Annotated in this window: 20 protein-coding genes; 12 read left to right on the top strand and 8 right to left on the bottom strand. The window is 57.8% G+C overall.

All coding sequences use genetic code 11. The annotated features are described in order from the left end of the window. Window positions 1-88 precede the first annotated feature (88 nt). Genes ispD through OP500_RS05245 form a run of 3 tightly spaced genes read left to right on the top strand, consistent with a single transcriptional unit; the run spans window position 89 to window position 1,822 of the window. Entirely contained in the window at window positions 89-772 is a 684-nt protein-coding gene (gene ispD / locus OP500_RS05255) for a 2-C-methyl-D-erythritol 4-phosphate cytidylyltransferase (RefSeq protein ID WP_274070472.1), read from the top strand. Between the two features lie 36 nt (window positions 773-808). Beyond that, complete coding sequence (arsC, locus tag OP500_RS05250; protein WP_274070393.1) at window positions 809-1,150, top strand: arsenate reductase (glutaredoxin); 342 nt, start codon at window positions 809-811, stop codon at window positions 1,148-1,150. A gap of 3 nt (window positions 1,151-1,153) precedes the next feature. Continuing rightward, window positions 1,154-1,822: a YdcF family protein gene (locus tag OP500_RS05245; RefSeq protein ID WP_274070392.1), complete on the top strand. Its 669-nt coding sequence runs from the start codon at window positions 1,154-1,156 to the stop codon at window positions 1,820-1,822. Between the two features lie 133 nt (window positions 1,823-1,955). Here OP500_RS05245 and OP500_RS05240 read toward each other — a convergent pair whose 3' ends face one another. The 7 genes from OP500_RS05240 to OP500_RS05210 all read right to left on the bottom strand — a co-directional run bounded on the left by OP500_RS05240 (window position 1,956) and on the right by OP500_RS05210 (window position 10,962). Next, the gene (locus OP500_RS05240; protein WP_274070391.1) at window positions 1,956-2,147 is read right to left on the bottom strand and encodes a hypothetical protein; all 192 of its coding nucleotides are present in this window, start codon (window positions 2,145-2,147) and stop codon (window positions 1,956-1,958) included. Between the two features lie 138 nt (window positions 2,148-2,285). Continuing rightward, window positions 2,286-3,065 carry a DUF3298 domain-containing protein gene (locus OP500_RS05235; RefSeq protein WP_274070390.1) on the bottom strand — a complete coding sequence of 260 codons (780 nt, stop codon included), beginning with the start codon at window positions 3,063-3,065 and terminating at the stop codon, window positions 2,286-2,288. A gap of 227 nt (window positions 3,066-3,292) precedes the next feature. Continuing rightward, window positions 3,293-5,707: an EcoAI/FtnUII family type I restriction enzme subunit R gene (gene hsdR / locus OP500_RS05230; protein ID WP_238745595.1), complete on the bottom strand. Its 2,415-nt coding sequence runs from the start codon at window positions 5,705-5,707 to the stop codon at window positions 3,293-3,295. A 28-nt stretch (window positions 5,708-5,735) separates the two neighbouring features. Beyond that, complete coding sequence (locus tag OP500_RS05225) at window positions 5,736-7,085, bottom strand: restriction endonuclease subunit S (RefSeq protein ID WP_274070389.1); 1,350 nt, start codon at window positions 7,083-7,085, stop codon at window positions 5,736-5,738. Continuing rightward, window positions 7,086-8,588 (bottom strand): class I SAM-dependent DNA methyltransferase, encoded by a 1,503-nt coding sequence (locus tag OP500_RS05220; protein ID WP_238745955.1) that lies wholly within the window; start codon window positions 8,586-8,588, stop codon window positions 7,086-7,088. Between the two features lie 120 nt (window positions 8,589-8,708). Next, the gene (mnmG, locus tag OP500_RS05215; RefSeq protein ID WP_274070388.1) at window positions 8,709-10,607 is read right to left on the bottom strand and encodes a tRNA uridine-5-carboxymethylaminomethyl(34) synthesis enzyme MnmG; all 1,899 of its coding nucleotides are present in this window, start codon (window positions 10,605-10,607) and stop codon (window positions 8,709-8,711) included. A gap of 166 nt (window positions 10,608-10,773) precedes the next feature. After that, window positions 10,774-10,962 (bottom strand): hypothetical protein, encoded by a 189-nt coding sequence (locus tag OP500_RS05210; protein ID WP_274070387.1) that lies wholly within the window; start codon window positions 10,960-10,962, stop codon window positions 10,774-10,776. Between the two features lie 331 nt (window positions 10,963-11,293). On the opposite strand from OP500_RS05210, the gene OP500_RS05205 reads away from it, so the two are divergent. After that, window positions 11,294-13,030 (top strand): potassium/proton antiporter, encoded by a 1,737-nt coding sequence (locus tag OP500_RS05205; RefSeq protein WP_274070386.1) that lies wholly within the window; start codon window positions 11,294-11,296, stop codon window positions 13,028-13,030. A gap of 170 nt (window positions 13,031-13,200) precedes the next feature. Here OP500_RS05205 and OP500_RS05200 read toward each other — a convergent pair whose 3' ends face one another. Further along, entirely contained in the window at window positions 13,201-13,926 is a 726-nt protein-coding gene (locus OP500_RS05200) for a DUF4190 domain-containing protein (RefSeq protein ID WP_238745966.1), read from the bottom strand. Window positions 13,927-14,105: 179 nt separating this feature from the next. Here OP500_RS05200 and OP500_RS05195 point away from each other — a divergent pair, with 179 nt between their 5' ends. The 8 genes from OP500_RS05195 to OP500_RS05160 all read left to right on the top strand — a co-directional run bounded on the left by OP500_RS05195 (window position 14,106) and on the right by OP500_RS05160 (window position 19,314). After that, complete coding sequence (locus OP500_RS05195; RefSeq protein ID WP_274070385.1) at window positions 14,106-15,446, top strand: NCS2 family permease; 1,341 nt, start codon at window positions 14,106-14,108, stop codon at window positions 15,444-15,446. Window positions 15,447-15,613: 167 nt separating this feature from the next. Then, entirely contained in the window at window positions 15,614-16,075 is a 462-nt protein-coding gene (locus OP500_RS05190; protein ID WP_238745969.1) for an HvfX family Cu-binding RiPP maturation protein, read from the top strand. Between the two features lie 91 nt (window positions 16,076-16,166). Continuing rightward, on the top strand, window positions 16,167-16,412 hold the full coding sequence (locus OP500_RS05185) for an HvfA family oxazolone/thioamide-modified RiPP metallophore (RefSeq protein ID WP_238745971.1): 246 nt from the start codon (window positions 16,167-16,169) through the stop codon (window positions 16,410-16,412). A 151-nt stretch (window positions 16,413-16,563) separates the two neighbouring features. Continuing rightward, the gene (locus OP500_RS05180) at window positions 16,564-17,421 is read left to right on the top strand and encodes an HvfB family MNIO-type RiPP peptide maturase (RefSeq protein ID WP_274070384.1); all 858 of its coding nucleotides are present in this window, start codon (window positions 16,564-16,566) and stop codon (window positions 17,419-17,421) included. Then, entirely contained in the window at window positions 17,411-18,136 is a 726-nt protein-coding gene (locus tag OP500_RS05175; RefSeq protein ID WP_274070383.1) for an HvfC family RiPP maturation protein, read from the top strand. The genes OP500_RS05180 and OP500_RS05175 overlap by 11 nt, the downstream gene beginning before the upstream one ends. Then, complete coding sequence (locus OP500_RS05170) at window positions 18,133-18,714, top strand: sigma-70 family RNA polymerase sigma factor (RefSeq protein ID WP_274070382.1); 582 nt, start codon at window positions 18,133-18,135, stop codon at window positions 18,712-18,714. The genes OP500_RS05175 and OP500_RS05170 overlap by 4 nt, the downstream gene beginning before the upstream one ends. Window positions 18,715-18,719: 5 nt before the next feature. Further along, complete coding sequence (locus tag OP500_RS05165; protein WP_274070381.1) at window positions 18,720-18,890, top strand: zf-HC2 domain-containing protein; 171 nt, start codon at window positions 18,720-18,722, stop codon at window positions 18,888-18,890. 151 nt (window positions 18,891-19,041) lie between these two features. Continuing rightward, the gene (locus tag OP500_RS05160; protein WP_274070380.1) at window positions 19,042-19,314 is read left to right on the top strand and encodes a hypothetical protein; all 273 of its coding nucleotides are present in this window, start codon (window positions 19,042-19,044) and stop codon (window positions 19,312-19,314) included. Window positions 19,315-19,507 lie beyond the last annotated feature (193 nt).

Below are 19,507 nucleotides of genomic sequence, written 5' to 3'. Positions count from 1 at the left end.
GCTGCCTGCCGCCACAGGGCAAAGCAGCCTGAAAACGCCCGTGCAGTCCAGTCCCTGCCCTTTCAGGCAGCCTGAAAGCGAAAACGCGATGAAATACACCGTTCTGATTCCCGCCGCCGGCAGCGGCAGCCGCTTCGGCGGCGAGCGCCCCAAGCAGTATGCGCTGCTGGCCGGCAAGCCGGTGCTGCAGCATACGCTGGATGCCCTGGCCGCCAATGCCCGCATCGGCCGCATCGCCGTGGTGCTGTCGCCGCAGGATCGGGATTTCGACGGCCTGATCCGGCCGGGCGCGCAGACCGTGGCGTACCGCGTTGGCGGTGCCAGCCGCGCCGAAACGGTGGCCAACGGCCTGAACGCCCTGCTGGCAGACGGTTTGGACGAAAACGAAGTGCTGCTGGTGCACGATGCCGCCCGCTGCTGTCTGCCGCAAAGCGCGCTCAACCGCCTGCTCGATGCCGCCGGCCATCCCGACGGCGCGATTTTGGCGGTGCCGGTGGCCGATACGCTCAAACGCGCCGACAATGGCGGCGCAGTTGCCGCCACCGTCTGCCGCGACGGATTGTGGCAGGCGCAGACGCCGCAGCTTTTTCAGGCTGCCCTGCTGCGGCGGGCGCTGGCCGCGGCCGATTTGTCGCAAGTAACCGACGAAGCCTCGGCCGTCGAAATGCTCGGCCGGCGCCCGCTGCTGGTCGAAGGTGACAGCCGCAACCTGAAGTTGACCCGCCCCGCCGATGCCGCGCTGGCCGCCTGGCTGCTGGCGCAAAACGGATAAAGCAGGCAGCCTGAAACGTCTAACCAAAGGAAAACCATGATTCTTTACCATAACCCCCGCTGCAGCAAATCCCGCGCCGCCCTCGAATGGCTGCAAGGGCGCGACGGCCTTGAAGTGCGCGACTACCAAAACCAACCCTTGGACGAAGCCGGCCTGCGCGCGCTGGCCGCCAAGCTCGGCCTGTCTTCGCCGCGCGGCATGATGCGGGTGAACGACGAATTGTTCCGCGAGCTCAAACTCGACACCGCCAACGACGACCAACTGTACGCCGCACTGGCCGCCCATCCCAAGCTGCTGGAGCGGCCGATACTCGAGTTGGCCGACCGCGCCGCCATCGGCCGTCCGCTGGAAAACATCCAGGCGCTGCTCGGGAGCTGAAACATGAAAGCCGCCGCCCCACGCTCCGGACTGCGCCGCTACTTGCGGCGCGGCTTCTGGCTGAGCGTGGTGCTGGTGCTGGCGATGCAGGGCTGGTGCTGCTGGCAGGTCTATCATTACGCGCAAACGCCGCAAACCACGCCCGAACACGCCGATGCCGCCATCGTGCTCGGCGCCGCCGCCTGGGGCGAAAAACCCTCGCCGGTATTCCGCGAGCGCATCAACCACGCGCTCACCCTGTACCAAAACGAACGGGTGGAAAAACTGATTTTCACCGGCGGCACGCCCAAAAGCGGCTACAGCACCGAAGGCGCCGTCGCCCGCCGTTTCGCCCTGCGCCAAGGCGTGCCGCCGCAGGACATTCTGTTTGAAACCACTTCCAAAGACACCTATCAGAACCTTGCCAACGCCCGCTGGCTGATGCGCAAAAACGGTCTGAAAACCGTAATTATCGTCAGCGACCCCTACCACATGGCGCGCGCGATGGCGATGGCCGAAGACCTCGGCATCCGCGCCTACCCCTCGCCCACGCCCACCAGCCGCTACAAGGACAGCGACAGCCGCACCCAATGGAAATTCTTCGCTGAAGAAAGCGCCCACCTGATGGCCTACCGCCTGCTCTATATCGGCCGCCGCATCGGCAAACTGTTCGGCAGTTGGACAGGCGCCTAAATCAAGGGCACCGCAGCCCAAGCAGCCTGAAAAACACAAAAAAGCAGCCTGAAAACCGCAAATCCGGTTTTCAGGCTGCTTTTGCTTTGGCTTGGCGTTGTGGCGGCAGTCATTTTCAGACTGCCTTTACCGTTCACTCGTAACACGACACATAGCCCGTTTTGCCCACCAATTCCTGCCCCCTGCGGCGTATGTCCATGCCCACAGGATCCGCCACGCTAATCAGCAAGCCTGACAGCATCAGCAGCAGAAACCCTGCCGATACCCACAGCGGCACGCCAAGCAGGGACAGCACGATAAAGCCGATAAAACTGCCGGCCGACACACTGCCATCCCGAGGGTAAAGAAAACGTGAAACCATGCACTGCGCTTCATAGCGGTTCCTTGTTTGGCATTGGGATGGGAATGGGGATGATATAGAAGCAGCCTGAAAGCAAAACCCAAAGGCAGCCTGAAAATATGTTTACGGCTTGGATTGATCAGGCTCGCGCTGTCCGCGATAGCTTTGGGCTTCACGCAGGATTTCGGGTTTGATAATCCCGCGCAGTTCGGCAAGCCCGATGCGGACGAAGGGTTTGCCGGTATCGTAGCCGCCCAGTTGGTAGGCTTGGAATTGGAAGACCAGGCTGTCGCGGTTGAAATGCCAGTTGTTGCTGGGGCGGAACGGGCTGTAATGCAGGTGTTCGCGGATTTGTTCGTCTGTCATCGGGTAGCCGTCGTAGCTGCCGGTTTTCATGGTGCGTATCCACGCTTGTTTTTGCAGACGGTACAGCCGCGCCAAGCGCCCTTTGATAACAATATCGCGCAGCCAAAGCGGTTTGCCTGTGCTGCGGTGGATCACGTGGTAATCCAGCCGCCCGTAGTCGTGCATGGTGTTGCAGGTAAAGTAGCTGCTGGCATGGCGAATAACGGCGTAGTGCGTGGTTTCGCCATACAGCGTGGTGCTGCCGTTGAGATATTGCACGTATTCGGGGTCGTCCGGGTCGGCGTTTTTGCGCAGCCATGCGCGAATGCTGCGGCGGTCCAGCGCGGGAATTTCCCAAACTTTTTTAAGGAAATTGTCTGCCCAGCGGTTGAGCTTGGGGTTGTCGGTATTCAGGCGTTCCAGCGTTATTTCTTGGCACGCGTCTTGGTTGAAGCAGCGTGATACTTTGGTGGTGTAGGACTGGGGGCGCGGGGTGGCAAGGGCTGTGGGGAGAAGCAGGCTGGCGGCGAGCAGGAGGCTGAGGCGGCTGGGTAACATGGCTGGGCTTTCTGTTGCGGGCGGACTGGGGCAGCCTGAAAACCGAATTATTGGTTTCAGGCTGCCTTGTGTTGTTTGAACACATGGCGGACGCTGCGGCGTGCGGTAGCTTGCCCCGCCTGTGGCAGGCAGCAAAACGCCTACGCGGGTAAAAGATTAGAGACAGGCAGCCTGAAAACGGGATTATTGGTTTTCAGGCTGCCTTCACCACAAGTTCCAAGCCCGACTCAAATCTGCCGTGCTGCGGAATTCCCGCCCTGCCCGCTCTGATAAAGCAGCTCCGGCGGCACATCATACAGATTGCGCTGCAACTCGTTTACCGCATTTTGATACTGCCCCATGCCGCCAAAAAGCCGGATGATTTTTTTCGGTGTGCCGATGTCGCTGAAGGGGGCGATGTTGAGCACCGATGTTTCTTCCAGCGAAATGCCTTCGTTCATGTATTTGTCGAGCAGCGCGCTGAGCACTTGGCGGCACTCTGCGCTGTATGCCTGCAAAAAGCCGTCTTTTTGCAAACGGCGGGCGCGTTCGCTACGGGTCATGGCGGGGCGGTTGTAGGCAAGGTGCAAAATCAGGTCGAACGGGTCCAAATCGGCGGCGTTGCCGTGGGCTTCCTGCAGCACTTCCAGCGGCAGGCCCTGTTCTTCCAGCGCGTCGAGCACCGCCTGTTTTTTGTCGGCGCCGTTCCACGCCTGCAAAAAGGTATCGAGCGTGGCGTATTGGTTCAGGATATTGCGCTTGCTGTAATCGGTCAGGCTTTCGGTAATCAAATCGCCGTTTTCGTCCAAGATTTGCACCTGTTCGCTTAACACGCGGATTTCTACGCCGCGCACGCGGATTTTTTTCTTCACTTTGCCGTCAACGGGCGGGACAAAGCCGCCGCCGTTTTCAGGCAGCCCGCTGCCGTCTGAATTATCCGTATCAGACGGCGTATCGGGGTTTTCAGGCTGCCCTTCGCCGTTGTCCGTTCCGTTGTCGTCGATGATGGACACGGGTTCGCCGTCAAAATCGGGGTCGGCAAACAGGTTGGTTACATTGCGAAAATCCATAATGGTGAAAAACTGCTTGCCGTAAGCGTCGTTGATGCGTGTGCCGCGGCCGATGATTTGCTTGAACTCGGTCATCGATTTGATTTCGTTATCGAGCACAATCAGCTTGCAGGTTTTGCAGTCCACGCCCGTGGTCATCAGCTTGGATGTGGTAACGATGGCGGGGTATTTTTCGTTGGGGTCGATAAAATTATCCAGCTGGGCTTTGCCTTCGGCGTTGTCGCCCGTAATACGCATAATGTATCTGTGGTTTGCTGCCACCCGTTCGCTGTTTTCCTTGATTAGGGCTTGGCGCATGCGCTCGGCGTGGTCGATGTCCACGCAAAAGACGATGGTTTTGGCAAAGGGGTCGTTGTCGTTCAGCCATTGGGTTACGCGGCGGGCGACGGCTGTCGTGCGCTCGTCGATAATCAGATGTTTTTCAAACTCCTCGCGTGCAAAAACCTTGTCTTCAATCAAATCGCCGTCGGTATCGGTTTTGCCCTTGGGCGGCCGCCAGCCGAGCAAGTCCTTGTCCAGCCCCACGCGGATAACCTTATACGGCGCAAGAAAACCGTCTTCGATGCCCTGTTTTAAAGAATAGGTGTACACCGGCTCGCCGAAATAGCCGATATTGCTCACTTCCGTGCTTTCTTTGGGCGTAGCGGTCAAGCCCAAATGGGTGGCAGAGCTGAAATAATCCAACACCCGCCGCCACAGCGATTCTTCGCGCGCGCTGCCGCGATGGCATTCGTCCACCACAATCAAATCAAAAAACTCGGGTTTAAACTGGCGAAACGGCTCGCATCCTTCTTCGCCCGCCAGCTGCTGATACAGGCTCATATAGATTTCATACGAGCTGTCGAGCGTTTTGTTTTCCACTTTGGTGATGACTTTTTCAAAGGGGCGAAAATCGTTTTGAATGGTTTGATCGATCAAAATATTGCGGTCGGCGAGATACAGCACGCGTTTTTTCAGCCCGCTTTTCATCAGCCGCCAGATGATTTGAAACGCCGTGTAAGTCTTGCCCGTGCCCGTTGCCATCACCAAAAGCACGCGGTTTTGCCCGCCGCTTATCGCTTTTATTGTGCGGTCGATGGCGATGCGCTGGTAATAGCGCGGGGCAATGGGCTTGTTGCCGTCAAAATGGTAGTCGGACAACAGCGCGGCCTGCTGGCCGTCTGAAAGAGCGTTTGTGCCCGAAAACCTTGCCCACAGCTCGTCATAGCGCGGAAATTCGTTTAAAGCCAGCTCGCGGATTTTGCCCGTCAGGCGGTCGTGTTCCAAAAAGCCCCTGCCGTTGGACGTATAGACAAAGGGAATGTCCAAAATTTCGGCGTATTCCAAAGCCTGCTCCATGCCGTCGCCCAAGAGTTTGTCGCCGCGTTTGGCTTCCACAATCGCCAGCGGCGTGCGGCCGTTGGGGGCGGTGAGGATATAGTCCGCCTTTTTCTGCCTGCCGCGACGGGCGGTTTTGCCGTGCACCGACACTTTGCCGGCGGTGAACAGATATTCCATAAAAATCTGATGTTTCGCCCAGCCCGCCGCTTCAATCGCGGGGGTGATGCGGCGCAGTTTGACATCTTCTTCGGTGGGCTGCGGGGATTGGCTCATGGGCTTCTCCTGTTTTGGGGCGTTGGGTTTAGGCGTTTTCCAGCGCGTCGATTTCGGCGAGCAGGCGGTTTAGTTTTTCCACAATGGCTTGTTGTTCGGATAGGGGGGGAAGGGGGATAGGTAAATCTTTAATAAATTGAAAATGTCGGCTGTATCCCCTATCAATCATATTGATAGTTAATGCTTTTAAAGCAAGCTCTACATATTGGGGATTAGCTTTTATAGGTTTTAGCAGTTTTGTGCCATCTGCACCAACAACAAATTCAAAATCAATCAGCTTAATCACTCTCGTGTGGTCGCCAAAAATAATAACGGGTACGTCAGAAAAAATTTTGTCTCTTTCATTGGAATAGCCATCGATCAAATTTTTTGATTGGGACACGACGGGATAATCTCCTGTTATTTGTGTTTCCTTATGCAAAATTTGATAAGGTTTTGACGGTATTGAGTAACAGAAATCGCTTAACCTCACCCAAACCCAATTCTCGGGAATCTCAAACGGCACTTCGTCCGCCGTAACGGGGGCGGGGGCTTTGGTTTTTTTCAGGCTGCCTTTTGCCTGCAAAGCCTGTTTTTCGTTTTGGATGCGCAAAAGCAGGTCGCGGGCGTGCTCTTGCGAGCGTTCATTCAAATCCCCCCTAACCGCAGCGGCAAGCACGGACGCGCGCAGCGTTTGCGGATAGGCTTTTTGCAGCGATGCGAGCGACTGTTCTTCGGCTTTCAGGCGGTCGATTTCGGCAAGCAGGGCGGACAGTTTTTCCACAATGGCTTGTTGTTCGGATAGGGGGGGAAGGGGGATAGGTAAATCTTTAATAAATTGAAAATGTCGGCTGTATCCCCTATCAATCATATTGATAGTTAATGCTTTTAAAGCAAGCTCTACATATTGGGGATTAGCTTTTATAGGTTTTAGCAGTTTTGTGCCATCTGCACCAACAACAAATTCAAAATCAATCAGCTTAATCACTCTCGTGTGGTCGCCAAAAATAATAACGGGTACGTCAGAAAAAATTTTGTCTCTTTCATTGGAATAGCCATCGATCAAATTTTTTGATTGGGACACGACGGGATAATCTCCTGTTATTTGTGTTTCCTTATGCAAAATTTGATAAGGTTTTGACGGTATTGAGTAACAGAAATCGCTTAACCTCACCCAAACCCAATTCTCGGGAATGTCAAACGGCACTTCGTCCGCCGTAACGGGGGTGGGGGCTTTGGTTTTTTTCAGGCTGCCTTTTGCCTGCAAAGCCTGTTTTTCGTTTTGGATGCGCAAAAGCAGGTCGCGGGCGTTTTCAGACGACCTTTCAGTAAGTTCGCCCTTTATCGCGGCCTGTAAGACGGCGGCGCGCAGGGAATCGGCAAGCTGCGGGGTGTTCATTTATTCGCTCTCCGTTTCAGACGGCATGCCCATCAGCGTGCGGATTTTTTCCAGTTGGGCATCGATTTTGGCGTTTAAATTATCGCGGGCGGACTGATAGGCCAAAATGGTTTCCATCGGGCTTAATACTTCGGTTTCTTGGTTGGGATAACCGCATAAATCGAGATTGACGCCGCCTGCCAAAATCTCGGCTTTGTCAAAGGCGCGGGCTTTAAAGCTGCCTTCTTGCTCGTCTTTGATTTCTTCGCGTTTGTGCCACCAGTTTAGGCAGTCTGAAAAGTGTTCGAGCTGCATGGGCTTGGTTTTGGAAAAGGCTTTGCGGTCGCTTGGAATATCGACGCGGTAAAACCAGAGTTTTTCAGACGGCCGCTGCCCGCTTTGGAGTTTGTTAAAAAACAAAATATTGGTGGTGATAGGGGTGTAGGGCGCAAACACGCTTTTGGGCAGGCGCACGATGGTGTGCAGGTCAAAATCGGTGAGCAGGCGGGTTTTGAGCGCGGTTTTCGCGCCGTCGTTGCCGAAGAGGAAGCCGTCGGGAATGATGATGGCGGTGCGGCCACCCGCTTTGAGGCGATAGAAGGCAAGGGCGATAAACAAGTCATAAGTCTCGCTACTGCGCAGTTCGGCGGGGAAGTTCTGCTGGATGATGTTCAGTTCGGTGCCGCCGTAGGGCGGGTTCATCAGGATGATGTCGTGCAAATCCTGCGGCTGCACGTCGCGCACGTTTTGTTCCAGGGCGTTGCCGTGACGGATTTGCGGGCTGTCGATGTCGTGCAAAATCAGGTTGGTGATGCCCAAAAGGTGCGGCAGCGGTTTTTTTTCGATGCCGTACAGGCTTTGGTTGAGCGTTTCGCGGTCTTGCGGGGTTTTCACCTGCGGCTCGAGTGCGTTTAGGGCGGAAACGAGAAAGCCGCCGGTGCCTGCGGCAAAATCAGCCACGGTTTCGCCGAGTTTGGGCGCAATCACTTGAACCATAAAATCGGTTACGGCACGCGGGGTGTAAAACTCGCCGGCGTTGCCCGCGCTTTGCAGGCTTTTGAGGATGGTTTCATAAATCTCGCCAAAGGCGTGGCGCTCTTTGGTGTCGTCGAAGTCGATTTCGTCGATGGCGTTGATGAGCTGGCGAAGGAGTACGCCGTTTTTCATAAAGTTTTTGGCGTCAAGAAATATATCGCGCACGATGCGCTGCTTTAAGGGGGTGTGTTCGCTGACGCGCAGGTTTTTGAGCGCGGGAAAGAGCTCGCGGTCGATAAAATCCAGCAGGGCTTCGCCGGTGAGCGCGTTGCCGTCTTTGTTGTCCGTTGCCCAGTTTTGCCACTGGAAACGCGGCTCGATGATGGATTGGTAGGCGGGATCGACAATCGCCCAGTTTTCTTCTTTGTTGCCGTAGATTTTTAGGAACAAGAGCCAGGTGAGCTGCTCAATGCGCTGGGCGTCGCCGTTGATGCCGGCGTCGGAGCGCATGATGTCTTGGATGGATTTGGTGAAGGTGGTCATGGACATGGGGAATGCCTTTTTTTTGGGGGTGTTGGTTGGGGCGGGTGTCGGGCATAAATGCCCGACCTACGGCGGCGGGGGTTTAACTTTGTTGAAGCCTGCGGCTTTCAGGCTGCCTTTTATCGTTTACTTCGCATCCCTAAACCCGCGTTTCAAATGCACCATCAGCAGCGCGACGGCGGCGGGGGTTACGCCGGAAATGCGCGATGCCTGCCCCAGTGTTTCGGGCTGGTGCTGGTTGAGTTTCTGCTGCACTTCGGCGGACAAGCCTTTGACTTTGGCGTAATCGATATTTTCAGGCAGGCGCAGGGTTTCGATGTCGCGGCGGTTGTTGATTTCTTCCTGCTGGCGGTCGATGTAGCCCTGGTATTTGACTTGGATTTCCACCTGTTCCACCACGTTTTCAGGCAGCGTGGCGGGCGGCCCTGCGTCGGGCAGGGTCATCAGGGTGGCGTAGTCGAGATTGGGGCGGCGCAACAGGTCGTGCAGGTTGGCTTCGCGGCTTAATTTTTGCCCGAACACGCGCATTTGTTCGGCTTCGGGCAGCTTTTGCGGCGTGTACCAAGTGGTTTTGAGCCGTTGGATTTCGCGCTCGACGGCGTCGCGTTTTTCGTTGAACGCGCGCCATTGGGCTTCGCCGATTAGGCCGATTTTGTAACCGTCTTCGGTTAAGCGCATATCGGCGTTGTCTTCGCGCAGCTGCAGGCGGTATTCGGCGCGGCTGGTGAACATGCGGTAGGGCTCGTTCACGCCTTTGGTAATCAAATCATCGACTAATACGCCCAGATACGCCTGTTCGCGGCGCAGAATCAGCGGCGCTTGTTCGCGCACATACTGCACGGCGTTTGCGCCTGCCAATAAGCCTTGCGCGGCGGCTTCTTCGTAGCCCGTTGTGCCGTTGATTTGCCCAGCGAAAAACAGGCCGCCGATGGTTTTGGTTTCCAAGCTGGCTTTGAGGTTGCGCGGATCGAAGTAGTCGTATTCGATGGCGTAACCGGGGCGCAGGATGTGGGCGTTTTCCAAGCCTTTCATCGAGCGCACAAGGGCGAGTTGAATATCAAACGGCAAGCTGGTGGAGATGCCGTTGGGGTAGTATTCGTGGGTAGTCAGGCCTTCGGGCTCTAGGAAAATCTGGTGGCTGTCTTTGTCGGCGAAGCGGTTGATTTTGTCTTCGATAGACGGGCAGTAGCGCGGGCCGACGCCTTCGATTTTGCCGGTAAACATCGGGCTGCGGTCGAAGCCGGTGCGGATAATTTCGTGTGTTTTCAAGTTGGTGTGGGTAATCCAGCACGACACTTGGCGCGGGTGCAGCGCCGCGTTGCCACGCACGGACATCACGGGTATCGGCGTATCGCCCGGCTGCTCTTCCAACACGGAAAAATCAATCGTGCGCCCGTCGATGCGCGGCGGCGTGCCGGTTTTCAGACGGCCTTGCGGCAGGTTCAGCTCTTTCAGGCAGCCTGAAAGCGATTGGGCGGCAGGGTCGCCCGCACGTCCCCCCGAATAATTTTCCAAGCCGATGTGGATTTTGCCGGCGAGAAACGTGCCTGCGGTTAAAACCACGGCGCGGGCTTTAAACTCAACATTCATCGCGGTTTTCACGCCCGATACACGGTTGCCGTCCAAAGTAATATCGTCCACCGCCTGCTGGAACAAATCCAAATTCGGCTGGTTTTCCAGCATCTCGCGGATGGCGGCTTTGTAGAGAATGCGGTCGGCCTGGGCGCGGGTGGCGCGTACCGCCGCGCCTTTGCTGGCGTTGAGTCGGCGAAACTGGATGCCCGACATATCGGTTGCCAACGCCATCGCGCCGCCGAGCGCATCCACTTCGCGTACAAGATGGCCTTTGCCGATGCCGCCGATCGACGGGTTGCAGGACATCTGCCCGAGCGTTTCGATATTGTGGGTGAGCAGCAGCGTTTGCGCGCCCATGCGTGCGGCAGCCAGCGCGGCTTCCGTACCTGCGTGGCCGCCGCCGACGATAATGACGTCGTAGGTTTTGGGGTAGGTGATGGGTGTGGTCATATTGTGCTTTCGGTTGGGTTTCAGGCTGCCTGAATTTATGGTTGGAAGACAACCGGCACAGATCGGTGCGGCATCTTTGGCTTTTTGATGTAGGCGCGGATGCTACATATTTTCAGGCTGCCTGAAACAAGGCAGCCTGAAAGGGAAAACGCTAACAAGGACAAACTTATTGGCCGGCCTGGCCTTCGGCTTCGCGCAGTTTTTCTTCGTTGGCTTTTTGCGCCGCATCAATGGCGTCTCTGGTTTGCTGCACGGCCTTATCGCGCGTTTCCAAAACCTGCTCGGAAGGTTTCTTCTCGCCGCAGGCGGCAAGCAGCAGGGCGGCGGTGGCAGCGGTCAGCAGGATTTTTTTCATGGCGGACTCCTTAAATTAAAGATAAAAAACAGCCGCGATTGTACGCGCTTTTGCGGCGGGGATACAGCCAAAGGCAGCCTGAAAACTTTTCAGGCTGCCTTTGGCTCAATATGCCGCCGCATAGAACCGCCCTGCCGCATTCAGGCAGCCTGAAAAACCCTTGCCGCAGGCGCCGCAAGCGGGCGGCTGTGCTAGAATCCGCCGGCCGGTGCCGGGCGCCGGCGGCACACACTTCAAGCAGCCTGAAACAGGCAGCCATCCAATATAAAAAACCGCGCGGCCGTGCGCATCAACCAAACCCAACGGCCGCCCCTGTCCGCAGAAAACCCCTATGGAAGAAAAACTCAATATCCTGTTTTTGGTGATGGCGCTGCTGCTGTTTGTCAGCGTGGTGGCCAGCCGGCTGTCGGCGCGGCTGGGGATGCCGCTGCTGCTGGTGTTTCTCGGCGTGGGGATGCTGGCGGGCGAAGAAGGCGTGGGCAAAATCGCGTTTGACAATTTCGTCGGCGCGGCGCTGGTGAGCCAGCTGGCGCTGGCGCTGATTCTGCTCGACGGCGGCCTGCGCACGCCGTTTTCGGTGTTCCGCATCGCGCTCAAGCCGGCGGCGGTGCTGGCCAGCTGGGGCGTGCTCGCCAGCGTCGGCCTGCTGGGAGTGTTTGCCACTTTCCTACTCGATATTCCGTGGCAGCTGGGGCTGCTGATGGCGGCGATCGTCGGCTCGACCGACGCGGCGGCGGTGTTTTCGCTGCTGCGCAACAGCGGCGTGCGCCTGCACGAACGTATCCGCGCCACGCTGGAATTGGAAAGCGGCGTCAACGACCCGATGGCGATTTTGCTGGTGGGCGTGCTGATCGACCTGATTCTGAATCCGGCGCAAACCACTTGGGCGGGCACGCTGTGGATTCTGGTCAAACAGCTGGGGCTGGGCGTGCTGATCGGCGTGGCCGCCGGCAAGATTCTGGCGCTGCTGCTGGCGAAAATCCGGCTGGCCGAAGGGCTGTACGCGCTGCTGATCGCTTCGGGCGGGCTGCTGGTGTTTGCGCTGGGCAATCTGCTGGGCGGCAGCGGTTTTCTCACCGTGTATCTGGTCGGCGTGATGGTGGGCAACCGCCGCAACAGCGCCACCGAGCATGTTTTAAACGTAATGGACGGCCTGGCCTGGCTGGCGCAGGCGGTGATGTTTTTGGTGCTGGGGCTGCTGGTTACGCCCTCGCGGCTGCTCGATCACGGCTGGCAGGCGCTGGTGATTGCCGCCTTTCTGATTCTGGTGGCGCGGCCGCTGGCGGTGTTTTCGTCCATCCGCTGGTTCCGCTTTACCCGCCGCGAAACTGCCTACATCAGCTGGGTCGGTCTGCGCGGCGCGGTGCCGGTAACGCTGGCGATTATCCCGCTGATGCGCGGCGTGCCCGATGCGCGATTATTGTTTGACGTGGCTTTTGCGGTGGTGATTTTGTCGCTGCTGATTCAAGGCACCACCATTCCCTTTTTCGCCCGCAAGCTCGGCATGGTGCTGCCGCCCAAGCCCGAGCCGCTGGACAGCCGCGATATCTGGCTCGACCGCAAGCTGCAGCTGACCATGCAGTCTTTCCGCGTCGGCGCCGGCTCGGAAGCGGAAAACAGCCACCCCTACGCCATGACCCGCGACCCGCGTTTTGCCGGCAGCCGCCTGTTTGCGCTGGTGCGCGGCGGCGAAACGGTAAACGTGCACATCGGCACCCAGATGCGCGCCGGCGACATTGCATGGTATGTGCTGGCGGAAAACCTCGGCGAAGCCTTTGCCGAGCAGTTTGACGACGGCAGCGGCCAGAGCCAGGCCTTTTACGGCGAATTTGAAATCCGCCCCGACATCCGCGCCGGCGAGCTGGCCGCCGCCTACGGCATCCGCGCCGACGAAGCCGACCGCGAAAAAACGCTCGCCGCAATGTTCGACGAGCGCTTCGACGTCCCCGTGGCCGGCGACAGCCTGCTGCTGGACGGCTTTCGCCTCACCGTTAAAGAGCTGGACGACACCAGCCGCATCAAAACGCTGGGTCTGAAAATGCCCAAAACCGCCGGCAAGGCAGCCTGAAAAACCTTTCAGGCTGCCTTGCCGGCGACCCAAACATCTGCAACAGCAAGAACCTGAAACCAAAAAAACCCGCCTGGTCATGGTGGTAAACCCACGCAAAAAGCAGCCTGAAAGGTTTTTCAGGCTGCTTTTTGGTTTTACGAAAGCGGCTGTAGCGCCGCGTTTACCCCTTATTCTTCGGCGCGGCAGGATCTGGGCAGGTAAAGGGAATCGTCAAAATTGACGTCCTGATTGCCGGCGCTGCCTTCAGGGCGGACAAACTGGCATATCCAGCGGGCGCTGCTGTTGTTGTGATCCGGCATCACGGTGTAGCGGATGGTTTTGCCCCACACGGCTGTCGGTACCGGCGGCTGGGCTTTCAGGCGGGCATGCAAAGTATGGTCTTTCCACTCCACGCTCTCCCAATACTCCCCCATGCCGGCAGTCGGCGCAAGCAGCGAAGCCGGCGGTTCGGACTCAAAAGCCTGATCGGGATCGGCAATAATCCATTCGACCAAGCGGGTGCGGATGGGTTCGATGCGGCTGTCGGCCTCGGTAATTTTGGTGCGGGCGACATAGGCCTGATAGGCCGGAATGGCGATTGCCGAAAATACAATGGTGATAAATAAAAACAGCACGATATTCACATAGCCCAAAATCAAGCCGGCCAGCGCCATTCCGCCGCCAAGCTGCCCCATTCCGTCCTCGGCCTGCTCGGAGCGGCGGATCTGGCCGCGGGCGATGTGGCCGGTAACCACGGCAACCAAACTGCCGATCAGGGGCAGGATAATCCAGCTGAGAATGCTGAATATCAGGCTGGTTACCGCCAGCGGGTTGGTGCTGCCGCCGGGCTGCCGGCGCTGCGGGTTGCTGTTCAAACGGATGCGGTTTTTCGGCGCGGGATCAAATTGGTTCATTGTCTCTTCCGGTTAAGAAATGAAAATGCCTGCGATTATAAGTAAGGGCAAAGCAGCCTGAAAGGTTTTTCAGGCTGCTTTGCCCTTTGCCGCGCCCGTTCAGGCGTGGGAAAAATGTAATCCTTTGTAATCGGAAGTAAACGCTATAATCGCGTTTTTCCAACACAACACATCCGATTATGTCCCAATCCGCTTCCCTGCTCGAGCGCCTTTTTGGCCTGTCGCAGCACAAAACTTCCGTCCGCACCGAGATTCTGGCCGGTTTCACCACCTTTCTCACCATGTGCTACATCGTCATCATCAACCCGCTCACCCTGTCGAAAACCGGCATGGATTTCGGCGCGGTGTTTGTTGCCACCTGCATTTCGGCGGCCATCGGCTGCCTGATTATGGGGCTGCTGGCCAACTACCCGATCGCGCTGGCGCCGGGCATGGGGCTGAACGCCTATTTCACCTTTTCGGTGGTGATGGGCATGCCGGGTGTTACCTGGCAGATTGCGCTGGCGGCGGTGTTTGTATCAGGCGTGATTTTTATTTTGTTCAGTTTTTTCAAGGTGCGCGAATTGCTGGTGAACGCGCTGCCAATGAGTTTGAAAATGGCGATTGCCGCCGGCATCGGCCTGTTTTTGGCGCTGATTGCGCTGAAAAACGCCGGCGTGATTGTCGGCAGCGACGCCACTTTGCTGAAAATGGCCAATTTCTATGTGGAAGAAAACGGCACCAAAGCGCCGAACTGGCCGGTGCTGCTGGCGATGCTCGGCTTTGTGCTGACCGTGGCGCTGGACTATTTCCGCGTGCGCGGCGCAATCATTATCGGCATTCTGAGCATCACCCTGATTTCGGTGGCCATGGGTTTGAGCGAGTTTCACGGCGTGGTGTCGGAGATTCCCAGCCTGGCGCCGACGCTGATGCAGATGGATTTCTCCGGCCTGCTGAACGGCAGCATGATTGCAGTGGTATTCGTATTTTTCCTGGTCGATTTGTTTGACAGCACCGGCACGCTGGTGGGCGTAACCCACCGCGCGGGGCTCCTAGAAGACGGCAAACTGCCGCGCCTGAAAAAAGCGCTGTTTGCCGACTCGGTGGCGATTGTCGCCGGTGCCGCGCTGGGCACGTCGTCCACCACGCCCTATGTGGAAAGCGCTTCGGGCGTGGCGGCGGGCGGGCGCACCGGCCTGACGGCGGTTACCGTCGGCGTGCTGATGCTTGCCTGCCTGTGGTTCTCGCCGCTGGCGCAGTCGGTGCCCGCATTCGCCACCGCACCGGCGCTGCTGTATATCGGCATCCATATGCTGCGCAGCGCCACCGAAATCGAGTGGAACGACATCACCGAAGCGGCGCCGGCTTTCCTGACCATCGCCTTTATGCCCTTCACCTATTCGATTGCCGACGGCATCGCCGTGGGCTTTATCAGCTACGCCGCCATCAAGCTGGTTTGCGGCCGCGCCAAAGACGTGCCGGTAATGGTGTGGTTCGTGGCCGTGGCGTGGATGGCGAAGTTTTGGTTTTTGGGTTCGTAGGGCGTTTACCCATTCAGGCAGCCTGAAAGCGTTTTTCAGGCTACTTTTGCTGTTTTTACCGTTTGCATACAAGGCACAAACAATATTTTCGCCCACCGCCGTAAGAAAAGCGCGGCGGCGGCGACTAAATCCGCATAAGGCAAGCACACACTCAGAAAGGACACACCATGCCCCGCACCTCGGCCAAAAAGCAGCCTGAAAAAATCTACGCCCAAATCGGCGAAGCCGTCGGCCTGCTCGGCCTGCGCCTGCTCTTGGCCTACGAGTTTTTCGATGCCGGCCTGGAAAAGCTGCACGGCAAAAACTGGTTCGACAGCATCCAAGACCAATTCCCCTTCCCCTTTTCGCAGTTTTCCGCCGATCTCAACTGGAATCTGGCAATGTATGCCGAGCTGGTGTTTCCGGTGCTGCTGCTGGTCGGGCTGCTGACACGGCTCTCGGCGCTGGCGCTGATTGTGCTGACTGCCGTGGCGTGGTACGCCGTGCATGCCGGCTACGGCTACACCATCAGCGAAGGCGGCTACAAACTCGCGCTGATGTTTATCGTGATGCTGCTGCCGCTACTCGGACAAGGCGCCGGCAAACTCTCGCTGGACTATCTGTGGCAGCGCTATCGCGGCAAAGCGTAACGCGCCCCGCACAAGCATAAACCGACTTTTTTACGCCCAAGGAGCCGGGCGCCTGCAGGCTCCGTTTTAACCACTTAATTGGAGAGAAACCATGAAACAATCTTCCCTGATCGCTTTGGCCGGTGCCCTGACTCTGGCGCTGGGCGTGCAAGCCACCGCCGCTGCCGCGCCCGCTGCCAAAAAAGAAGCGCCCGCGATGAAAAAAACCATGAAAACCAAAGCCAAAACCAAAGCCGCCGAAGGCAAATGCGGCGAAGGCAAATGCGGCGGTGCCGCTGCCGACCCGAGCAAAGCCGCCGAAGGCAAGTGCGGCGAAGGCAAATGCGGTTCGCACTAATCGGTAATCGCTGAACCGGTTTTCAGGCTGCCTTTACCGTTTCAGGCAGCCTGAAAACCACCCCGCCGCCCTTTGGCGCAAAGCAGTATCCGTGCTGCTTTACGCGAAACGGCAGTCTGAAAACAGCAAACCGCTACAAGGAAAAAAGGATATGGACACCACCCTGCACGGCGCCGGGCTCGGCTACCGCCGCGATCTGGCCGAGAACTTTCTCGATCTGCCCGCCACCAGCCCCATCGACTTTATCGAAGCCGCGCCCGAAAACTGGATCCGCATGGGCGGCGCCGCACGCAAGCGCTTCGATGCCGCCGCCGAGCGCCTGCCGCTGGCGCTGCACGGCCTGTCGCTGTCGCTCGGCGGCCAAGCCCCGCTCGATATGGAGCTCTTGGCCGGCATCAAAGCGATGATGCGCCAATACCGCTGCGGTTTCTTTTCCGACCACCTGAGCTACTGCCAAGACCTGGGCGGCCACCTTTACGACCTGCTGCCGCTGCCCTTCACCGCCGAAAGCGTGCGCCACACCGCCGAACGCATCCGCCGCGTGCAGGACTTTCTCGGCTGCCGCATCTCCATCGAAAACACGTCCTACTACCTGCACAGCCCGCTGGCCGAAATGAACGAAGCCGAGTTTCTCAACGCCGTGGCGCAGGAAGCCGACTGCGGCATCCATCTGGACATCAACAATATCTACGTCAACAGCGTCAACCACGGCCTGCTCGAACCGCAGCGTTTTCTCGACACCGTCGAAATGGCGCGGGTGAACTACATCCACATCGCCGGCCACGACGACGAAAACCCGCAGGTGCTGATCGACACCCACGGCGCGCCGGTGAAAGACAACGTTTGGGATCTGCTCGCCGCCGCCTACCGCCGCATGGCGCACATCCCGCCCACCCTGCTTGAGCGCGATTTCAACTTCCCCGCCTTTGCCGAACTCAGCGCCGAAGTGCAGAAAATCGCCGACATCCAAGCCGCAGCCGCCATCAAGGAGCAGCCCCATGCAGCCTGAAACCGCCGCCGGCGCTTCCGCCGCCTTCCAAGAACAGCTCGCCCGCGCCGTGCGCCGCGCCGATGCCGCCGAAATCGACGGTCTCGCCCCCGAGCGTCTCGCCGTTTATGCCCGCCTGGTGCGCAACAACGTCCACAGCTTTATCCGCCGCTGCTACCCCGAAACCGCCCGCCACTGCCCGCCCGAACAATGGGCGGCCGCGCAGGAAGGCTTTATAGCCGACGGCCGCGCCCACTCGCCCTATTTCCAAGACATCCCCGGCGAATTTCTCGCCTACTGCCGCGAAGTTTTCAGGCTGCCCGAACACCTGCTCGAACTGATGCGCTTCGAGCACAGCCAGCTCTTGGCCGAAACCGCGCCCACCCCGCCCGACAACAGCTTCGAGTGGGACGAAGACACCCTGTTCCGTCTCTCCCCCGCCGCCCTGCTCGCCGACTATCCTTTCGACCCCAGCGCCGAAACACCCGATTTTCAGGCCGATCCCGCCACCCTGCTGGTTTGGCAGGACAACGAAGGCAGCGTCTACCACAGCCGTCTCGATCCCGTTGATGCCGTGCTGCTTGCCGCTGCCGCCACCCCGCTGAGCCAAACACAGATCTGCAGTCGTCTTGCCGCCGTTGCCGACACCGACGACAGCCAATGGCAGCCTGAAATCGCCCGCCGCTGGCAGCAATGGGTCGATGCCGACGTGCTGCTGCCGGAGCCGCAGGCATGAGTGCCAGCCACAGCTGGGACGACGCCGAGCTTATCGGGCTGCAGCGCGATTTGCTGCGCTTTGCCCGCATCCAAACCGGCAACGCCGACGCCGCTGAAGACATCACCCAGGAAGCCCTGCTCTGTGCCCTGCGCCACCGCGAGCGCTTTGAAGGCCGCGCCCAGCTCAAAACCTGGCTGTTTGCCATTTTGAAAAACAAAATCACCGACTACCTGCGCCAAAAGCAGCGCGAGAACAAAGTCTTCGCCGACACCCCCGCCGAAACCGAGCTCGACGAACTCTACGAAGCCCAGTTCGACAGCAGCGGCCACTGGCACGAGGGCGGCATCGACTTCAACCCGCGCACCCCCGAGCAGGATTTGGAAGGCCGCCAGTTCCAAAGCGTTTTCCAAGCCTGCCTGTACGGCCTGCCCGAAAACACCGCCCGCGTCTTTATGCTGCGCGAAGTCATGGGCTGGGACGCCGACGAAATCCAAAGCCACTGCGCCATCAGCGCCGCCAACTACTACACCATCATGCACCGCGCCCGCGAAGGGCTGCGCCAATGCCTGCAGATCAAATGGTTCAACCACCGGTAACCGCCATGAAAAAGTGCCGCCAAATCACCGAACTGATTTCCCACAAGGCCGACCGCCCGCTCACCGGCGGCGAACGTCTCGCCCTGCGCCTGCACCTGCTGATCTGCCCGCAGTGCCGCGAATACGCCCGCCAGATCGAGCTGGTACAGCAGGCGGTGAAAAAGTTCAAACTGTAAAACTGCTTCGGCAGAGCACACACATCATCCCTGCCGCCGCCGACCATACCAAGCAGCCTTATATATTCCGCCCCGTCTAAGGGGCACTTGACAACTTGAGAAATTTCCAAACCCCTTAGATTGACTAACGTTAATTTAAGGGGTTTTTAACATGGTTGATTCAAATAGATTTATTGATGTTCCAGCTAAATTTATTGTTTTTGAAGCGCGTTTTAAAAGAAGTACGGAAGCTTATTTTGTTTTTCCTTTTAATAGACCGTTAGAAGCTTTTTTAGGTGAGTTTGAAACTCTTGAAGATGTTCAAGACGTATTAGATAGGGAAGTTTTGGATAGGGATCTGTTTTTGATTATTAGGTTGGATGAATCTTTATTGATGGTTTATTTGAGAGAGTCTGGAAAATGGATGTGTTTTTTGGCAGCCTGAAATTGTTTAAAGGCATCCGCCGACAGGCGGACAGCCGCGTAAGCGGCGGCCGGCAGGCGGCGGATGCCCCCCTAGGCTAATAGGGGGGGAGCAAGAAAAAAGCCCCTAAGTACCAAAACGGGGGAGCAGTTTAGGTTTATCCGAATAACTTTTTAATCACGATTTAAAACATCTATGAATGTGGATTTTCAAA

Origin of the sequence: Kingella sp. SNUBH-2017, assembly GCF_028680565.1 — a bacterium.
Taxonomy (GTDB): Bacteria; Pseudomonadota; Gammaproteobacteria; order Burkholderiales; family Neisseriaceae; genus Kingella_D; species Kingella_D pumchi.
This window is presented reverse-complemented; position numbering and strand designations above follow the sequence as displayed.